The sequence below is a fragment of the Nocardia araoensis NBRC 100135 genome (assembly GCF_000308435.1).
Classification (GTDB): Bacteria; Actinomycetota; Actinomycetes; order Mycobacteriales; family Mycobacteriaceae; genus Nocardia; species Nocardia araoensis.
Genome location: NZ_BAFR01000300.1, coordinates 1 through 4,312, shown reverse-complemented (window position 1 = coordinate 4,312; position 4,312 = coordinate 1). Strand labels below are relative to the sequence as shown.

The following is a 4,312-nucleotide window of genomic DNA, read 5'->3' as shown; positions in this document are numbered from 1 at the left end:
TACTGCAACAGCACTCAGGTGAGTGGGTGTCCTCGTCGTCGGTAGTGGGATAGGCGGGCTTGGTGTTGTCGGCGGCGTCGCCAGTTCGACCAGGCCCAGACGTGGCGGGTCGGTCGGATTCCGGTGAGCAGAAGGTTCATGGTCAAACGGCGGATCTCCGGTAGCGTGAGAGCGATCATGTCCTCGTCGCTGGTGAGGTTCCCCCTTTTGCCGCAACAACTTTCGCCCCGGCGATCCAGGCCAGGGCGAGCATCGACAGGGTGATGTGGGCATACCAGGCCCGCCAGCTGCGGACCTGGTAGTGGTCCAGCCCGGCTTCGTTCTTGGCTTGCTGGAAGCATTCCTCGATCCGCCACCGAGACCCGGCGATCCAGGCCAGGTCGGCGATGGTGGATCGGCGGGGTCCGTAGCAGACGTAGTAGGCGATCTCGGCAGGGTTGGAGATGCTGCGTCGGGCCAGCAGCCAGTGCCCGCGCCCGGGTTCCCAACCGATGCGGATCGGCACCCGCGCCCAGTCGTAGTCTCGCGGTCCGCGCGCACCGGCACCGGCGGAGATCCGCTGCCACGCCCTGGCCGGGAGCGCGGCGACCAGGTCGTCGGCGCGGGCTTCGGCGAACAAGCCGGTGATCAGGGTGTCGTTGCGGCGGGTTGCCAGCACGTGGGCGATGTCGTGTTGTTCGAGCCATACCCGCAGGTATTTGACCTGACCGTAGGCTTCGTCGGCGGTGAACCAGCGAAACGGCACCTTCGCCGACAAGGCCCGTTCCAGCATGGCCATCACCAGACGAGGCTTGGTCGCGAACTGGACCTCGTCGGGAATCCCGGCCGCGCGGCAGCGATCACGGTCGGTGGTCCAGGACTCCGGTAAATACAGTTCCCGGTCGACCAGGGCGTGACCGTAGCGGGAGGCATAGGCGAGGAACACTCCGATCTGGCAGTTCTCGGTGCGCCCGGCCGTGCCAGAGTACTGGCGTTGCACCCCCGCCGAGCGGATGCCTTTCTTCAGGAACCCGGTGTCATCAGCGATGAGCACCGCATCCTTCTCACCGAGCCGCTCGGCCACATAGCCACAGACGTCGTCACGAACTCCATCGATGTCCCAGTCCGCCCACCGCAGCAGCCGCTGCATCCCGTCCGGACTCACCTCACCGGCCTGCTCGGCCAGCGTCCACCCGTTCTTGCGCTCCAGCCCTGCCGCCAACCCGGTCACATACTCGCGAGCTCGGCCCCGCGGCTCTGATCGTGTGAACCGGCCACCGATCCTCGCGCGCAACGAATCCAACTCCGCCGCAACAACATCCACAACCACCCCAGAACACTACCGAACCGAGTGCCGTTGCAGTACTAGACCATGAACTCGAGCTTCATAATATTGTTCGAAGTTGACGTTGATGCCGAGTCGGGTAGTCGACAAACTGAGAATATTCAGCACAGGGGGTTGACCCATGCCCAAATCGACAAGGAGATCAATTCTGCCCATAGGCGCAAACGTTACCGGCCGAGTGATATTCTGAGGCTATATTCTCTTTATGCCTGCATAGTACGGAAGTCACCCATGGCAGAAAGTGCGTCGAACGCTCCGGTACTAGCACATGAGCGATGTGATGCGACCTTGAGCCGCCCAGGCAGCATGCGAGAGACTTCGCAAAATTCTGTCGCGGATACCCTGAGACCGTAAGGCGAAGCGTCGGGGGCTCACTCATGCTTCTGTCAGATTTGTTCATGACGCCTAATATCTGATGAATACCCCTTCGAGCCGTCCGTCGCAGGCGACAAAGCGAACGTTGCGGAAAATTGCTCGCATGATCGAATCCCTGACTTTAAGGTAAGACATGTTGGAACGCTACGAAATTGAGGCATTTTTGACACTTTGCGAAGAGCTACATTTTGGTCGGACTGCGGAACGACTGAGGCTGACGACGACGCGAGTTAGTCAGACAATCAGAAAATTGGAACGTCGTATCGGCGCGGAACTATTCAATCGCACCAGTAGGCGAGTGGAGATGACGCCGATCGGCCGGCAGTTGGAGCAGGAAATCAGGCCAACGTGGAACACAATTATCGACGCCTATTCCCGGACGGTCCAGGCGGGTCGAGGAGTGACAGGAGTTCTGCGCGTCGCTTTCATTCACGCTGCTGGCGGTGTGCTTCTGACGTCGGTAATAAAGAAGTTCCGCGCTGACCAGCCGAGCTGTGCTGTTCATCTGCGCGAGGCGCAGCTGGCCGAAGCCATGCCATGGCTCCGAGAAGGCAAGGTGGATATAGTTTTGTGCTCGTTTCCAGTACGAGAAGCCGGCATCGTTACAGGGCCACCCCTCATCAACGAGCCACGCCTGCTTGCCGTGTCTTCCCGTCACCAGTTCGCGCGACGCAATGCGGTATCGACAGACGAGCTGGCCTCGATCACTATCCTGAGGCTACCGGAAACCATGCCAGAATCATTACGCGAGGACCGTGGATCGCGCATTGTCTCATCTCGCGGAGCGGATGAATCTGAGCCAGCTTCGACATTTCAAGACTTGCTCATGCTGATTGGCGCCGGCCGCGGAGCTCTACCGGTCGGCGCAAGCGCAGCAGAATACTATGCCCGACCTGAAATTGTCTACGTGCCGATCGTCGATGCCAAGCCGATTGAATGGGGACTGATCTGGCGCTCGGACAACGCAACCGCTCGGGTTAGAGCCTTCTGCACAACGGCATCCGAAGTGAGCATGAACCGAATATCGAATTGAAGCCATATCGCATTTTGCCGATGTCGGAAGATTGCTAATACAGAACTTTTTCGGGTCGGTGGCGTGTTGGGAGTTCACACGGTCCGGCGGTGCTCGACGTGGGGCATGGCGAGGGCTGCGGCGAGGATGTCGGCGATTCAGCAGCGGCAGTAGGCTGACTCGCGGCAATGCTTTGAATATGGTCGTCGGCGGGAGGTTCCCGCATTTACCGCGGGCGGTCTTGACCGCGACGGTGATCAGGCCGGACTCACCCTTGTCGCCAAGGTCGCCGAGGACCGGCAATCTGTGTCGGGTCCAGCAGTCGACCTGGCGCGCATGCCGGGCTTGGTGCGCAGCACAGTGATGTCGCGTTCGCGGACGGCCGCACTGGTGATGGCATGAATACCGAGAATTTCCTCGGCCGCCCCGCAATCTCGCAATGACTGACAGCTCGGCGCACGCTGGTCAGGCCCCACTTCGCAACACGAATGTCTGCATCGAACTCGCCGTCCGCGCATGCCGGGTTGACAACGGGTTGCGTCCAGCAGAGTGGTGTATCAGCGACTCGGTAGCGACCGTGTGAGCGTGTCGTAGCCGGAGAGTGGGCGGTCACCGCGTGATCCTTCTTGAACCGCCAAGCTCAACGAAGGGAAAGTTCACGCGATGACCAGGATCGAGCCTATCGACCCGGGCAAGTCGTTCGCCGAGCAACTCGCCGCAACCAGCCCCGACCTGCTGCGTGAGATGCTGTCGACGGTCGTTCACTCGCTGATGAGCGCCGAAGCAGATGCGATGTGCGGCGCTGACTACGGTGAACGCAGCCAGCAGCGGGTCAACTCCCGTAACGGATACCGGCATCGCGATTTCGACACCCGAGTCGGCACGATCGATGTCGCCATCCCGAAATTGCGGTCGGGCAGCTACTTTCCCGACTGGCTGCTCGAACGCCGCAAACGCGCCGAACGAGCCCTCACCAGCGTGGTGGCGACCTGCTACCTGCTCGGCGTATCGACCCGGCGGATGGAGAAACTCGTCGAGTCCCTCGGTATTACCAGCCTGTCGAAATCGCAGGTGTCGATGATGGCCCGCGACCTGGACACTCAGGTCGAGGCGTTCCGCACCCGCCCGCTCGACCACAGCCCATACACGTTCGTCGCCGCCGACGCCCTGGTGCTGAAAGTCCGCGAGAACGGGCGCGTGGTCAACGTGCACTGTCTGGTCGCGACCGGCGTCAACGCCGAGGGCTACCGCGAAATCCTCGGCGTCCAGGTCACCTCCGGCGAGGACGGTGCCGGCTGGCTGGCGTTCTTCCGTGACCTGGTTGCCCGCGGCCTCTCGGGCGTCCAGCTCGTCACCAGCGACGCCCACGCCTGCTCGTTGCCGCGATCGGCGCGACCCTGCCCGGTGCGTCCTGGCAGCGCTGCCGCACCCACTGTGGAGTCGTAAAGTAAAAACGTGTTGTATTGCGTCTCAAGGTGTTTCGTTGTGCTATGGCGGTGGTGAACGGCGTCGTCGCTGGTCTGGCCGAGCGTTTTGCGGCGTTACTGCCGCATCTGAACGAACGGCAGCGGCGTCTGGCGTTGGCAAGCGAGGCCCGGGCG

2 protein-coding genes and 1 pseudogene are annotated in these 4,312 nt (G+C 61.7%); 2 read left to right on the top strand and 1 reads right to left on the bottom strand.

The window, feature by feature from the left end; genetic code table 11:
- Nucleotides 1-175: 175 nt before the first annotated feature.
- Nucleotides 176-1,309, bottom strand: a complete 1,134-nt coding sequence (locus tag ON21_RS30690) for an IS701 family transposase (RefSeq protein WP_039803803.1) — start codon at nucleotides 1,307-1,309, stop codon at nucleotides 176-178.
- A 523-nt stretch (nucleotides 1,310-1,832) separates the two neighbouring features.
- Between ON21_RS30690 and ON21_RS37535 the strand changes: the two genes are divergently transcribed.
- A complete protein-coding gene (locus tag ON21_RS37535) occupies nucleotides 1,833-2,732 on the top strand; it encodes a LysR family transcriptional regulator (RefSeq protein ID WP_083880983.1) in 900 nt (299 codons plus the stop codon).
- Nucleotides 2,733-3,374: 642 nt separating this feature from the next.
- Nucleotides 3,375-4,144: pseudogene (locus ON21_RS30685) on the top strand (IS256 family transposase); the annotation flags it as partial.
- Nucleotides 4,145-4,312 lie beyond the last annotated feature (168 nt).

What these genes read in the sequence shown, in the direction of transcription:
- ON21_RS37535 (WP_083880983.1), top strand. Translation starts at nt 1,833, where the DNA reads ATGTTGGAACGCTACGAAATTGAGGCATTTTTGACACTTTGCGAAGAG.